The organism is Actinacidiphila sp. bgisy167 (genome assembly GCF_057707665.1).
Genome location: NZ_JBYIQP010000173.1, coordinates 1 through 3,147, shown reverse-complemented (window position 1 = coordinate 3,147; position 3,147 = coordinate 1). Strand labels below are relative to the sequence as shown.

Sequence of the window (3,147 nt, the reverse complement as noted above, 5' to 3'; positions counted from 1 at the left end):
TAAGTCACTGGTATTGAGGTTAAAAAGAGAGGTGGGGTGTGAAACCCCCACCTCTCTGTCGCTGAACTGGTTCGATATCAGGTGGACCAGGAACCACCGGGGTCGGTCGGGTCCTCATTGACCACTACGCGCTCGAGCTCCTCGATCTCCGTGGCGACCCAGGTTCCGTCGAGCAGCACTTCAATTTCGTTAACGACTGTAGATGTAGACGTAAGATCACCCCCTCTTCCGACACCGCTGATGTTAGCACGGCCTTGCGCAGGCTCCAAAGGCTGGGGGGCCGGATCGGGGCATTCTAGAGTGCATGGTCCGAGTGCGACTCTTTGGGTGATTTGAAGCAGTAGGCGGGAAGACTGGATGGTAAAGATTCATTAATTAACCAAAGCTTCATCAAGTGGAGCTTGTTGCGACAGTCGGCTGGGCGCGACCCGAAGGTGTGCGGTAAGAACCGCCGGCCGAGTCGGCGACCGAGTACCGCCGACGGCTGGTGGGTGATATATCCAGGCTGTGAACCGATGTCCGATATCACCGCGATTAGATTGAGTGCCGGGTTTCGGGAAAGAGGTCCGCTAACGGCATTCAATTGTTTCATCCGACGGGGATCCGCCCGGGTGTCAGTTCCGGAAGTTGTGTGCTACGTTCTGCCCGCCGGCAGATGGAAGCGCCAGCGGCATGCTGCCCATTTTGTTCCTTCAAGTGAGAAAGGAGTCAGTCCATGTCTGCACAGGCGATCATTGACGAGATTGACATGGTCCTCGAAGGTGCATGGATCGCCACGGAGGCCGAGGAAGTTGACCGCACGATTCTCAACGAGAACGGCAGCGGTATCGGCGCGCCCAGCCAGACCTGATATTGGGGCATGAATCTCGACGGAAAGGCCGGGGCATTTGTGCCCCGCCTTTCTTTATCAGTCGTCAACGATGGTAGAGCCATGGTTGCCAAAGACGTAACATTTGCCTACAGAGATTTGCTCGAGAGAGCATCTGTTCTTGATGAAGCGGCATGTTTCTCTGTCAGGAGCGCCTGCGAGGGAGACGAATCGCTTTGCCATGCGGTGCTCCGTTTGTTGGAGTCCGATGAAAGCGGTGGGATGCCGTTCCATCTTCTCGCATTTCCGGTGCTTGGTGCCCTGACCGGTGATCCGGACCCCGCGCTGCGAATCTGCGTGCTTTCCCGGGTGTGGTGGGCGGGCGCGGAGGCCCTCGACGACGTGATGGACGGTGAGTTCGATACGTCAGCGACGGGACTCACGACGGCTGCGGCCACGATCGCGGGTACAGCCTGCCTCACGCTGATTCCTCAGGACATCGTCAACCGTGCGGAGTTGCCGAGTTCACTGGAAACCGTCTGGACGCGTGAGCTGACGAGGACCGGTCTACGCTCCGCCGGCAGCCAACTCGACGACGCCAGGTCGACCGAAGGCGACTGCACCTGGAAAAGGAGCATGGTCACCTACGTGGGCAAGTCAGGCTCGCCCTATGCCCGCGACTGTGTGATGGCAGCAGCACTCGGCGGCGCGAACACGGAACAGCTTCGCCGCTGGAGGGCTTTCGGTCATCTGTTCGGCGCCCTTCGGCAATTGACCAACGACCGTGCGCCGCAGTCGCCCGACCAGGATATAGACATCGCCAACGGCACGCGGACGTTGCTGCTGGCCCACGCCGTTGAAGCGCTGCCTCGCGACGAGTCGCGCCTCCTCGTCGAGGAGTACGACAGGGCATCGAGTGACCGGGGAGCCCGCGAGGCCGTCTGGCGAAGGTTCCGGCAGCCAGACCTGGCGATTCCGTACAACAAGCGGATTTCGGTGATCAAAAATCAGGCATCGACTCTTCTGGAAGACCTGGCCGAACCATCGGACCATCGCGACCTCATCCAGTGGATGGTCAATGTCTCAGCCGATGGTGCAAAGTTGCAGACCAGTGGTGGTGCCCTGTGAAGATCTCTGAGGCTTCTGTTCGTCAGCTGCGCACAATGTCCGGCGGCATGGCCACATATGCCCCTGTCTCCTCGGGCATACTTTCCCGTCTCGTCGACGAGGTGGAAGAAGGCGGACCAGTCGCACAGGCTCTCGCTGAGCACCCCGACGCTGGCGCGCCATTGTTCTGTATGCGTGCACTTTCCGGAGTGCGCTGGCTCGTCCTGTCCGGGTTGGCCCCGGACCTCGAAGCGCATTTGCGAAACCTGACGTCCGGGATCGGCGATCCGACCTACGTCGAGCAGACCTGGCTGCTTTTCCGCGACGCGATGCTGAAAAATCCTGGCGAAATCCGGGCAGCACTGGACCGCCCGATCCAGCAGCATCAACCAGGCCGCGCGGCCGCACTGCTCAGCGGACTGGGGATGCTCGGGGCTCCGCGAGTCCGGCTGCTCGAACTCGGCGCCTGCGCCGGACTCAACCTGCTCGTTGACCGCTACCGCTGGTTCGGACCCGATTGGGAGTGGGGGGACGCCGATTCTCCGGTGCGACTGGCAACCGACGGCAGGAATCCCGGCGACATCCGGATCGTCGAGCGGGCAGGGTGCGATCTCGTCCCGCGCGACCCCGCGGACCCTGCCGACTCCCTGATCGTCAGATCGTTCCTTCCTCCTGAGCGCGATATCGAACAACTGGAACTGGATGATGCCCTGACGCTCGCTTCCCGTTTCGGAGTGCAGGTCGACAAGGCTGACGCGGTGGAATGGCTGGAGGCAAAACTCTCCGCAGTCGAAGAGGACCGGTCGATCTATACCGTGGTATGGCATAGCCTGTTCTGGTCCTACCTCGACCCGCAGCAGCAGACGCAGATAGAGCGACTCCTGAGCCGCGCCGCCTGCAAGCGGAAAGTCGCACGGGTCAGCTTCGAGCCCCACGAATGGGAAACGGCGCCCCGACTCCAGATCACGGTCTACTCCTGAGCCCGAATCCACCGGCTTGATGCCTGTGGATAGCTTCTCCGGAAACGAGGAAGTGCCCTGTGGCCTGCGATGATGGGAGTTTCTTCAAGCTTCCAGCACGCACGACCACGAGGGCACTTCCGAGATGCAATCTTCCCATGCTGCAGCGAGGGTCTCCGCACGGTTTGATGATCCGACCTCGTGAATTCAGCTACGACGCTGGCTGGCCCCTGATCTGACGCCCTGATAGTATTATAGAAGGGTGCCCCCGAC

Annotated in this window: 3 protein-coding genes; all 3 read left to right on the top strand. The window is 60.8% G+C overall.

Annotation, left to right across the window (positions count from 1 at the left end; translation table 11 throughout):
- The first annotated feature begins 715 nt into the window (after positions 1-715).
- Genes AC3ET4_RS30505 through AC3ET4_RS30495 form a run of 3 tightly spaced genes read left to right on the top strand, consistent with a single transcriptional unit; the run spans position 716 to position 2,895 of the window.
- The gene (locus tag AC3ET4_RS30505; protein WP_431955163.1) at positions 716-850 is read left to right on the top strand and encodes a hypothetical protein; all 135 of its coding nucleotides are present in this window, start codon (positions 716-718) and stop codon (positions 848-850) included.
- A gap of 9 nt (positions 851-859) precedes the next feature.
- Positions 860-1,936: a polyprenyl synthetase family protein gene (locus AC3ET4_RS30500; RefSeq protein ID WP_431955161.1), complete on the top strand. Its 1,077-nt coding sequence runs from the start codon at positions 860-862 to the stop codon at positions 1,934-1,936.
- On the top strand, positions 1,933-2,895 hold the full coding sequence (locus tag AC3ET4_RS30495; RefSeq protein WP_431955159.1) for a DUF2332 domain-containing protein: 963 nt from the start codon (positions 1,933-1,935) through the stop codon (positions 2,893-2,895). Before AC3ET4_RS30500 ends, AC3ET4_RS30495 begins: the two co-directional genes overlap by 4 nt.
- The last annotated feature ends 252 nt before the right edge of the window (positions 2,896-3,147 follow it).

What these genes read in the sequence shown, in the direction of transcription:
- AC3ET4_RS30500 (WP_431955161.1), top strand. Translation starts at nt 860, where the DNA reads ATGAATCTCGACGGAAAGGCCGGGGCATTTGTGCCCCGCCTTTCTTTA.
- AC3ET4_RS30505 (WP_431955163.1), top strand. Translation starts at nt 716, where the DNA reads ATGTCTGCACAGGCGATCATTGACGAGATTGACATGGTCCTCGAAGGT.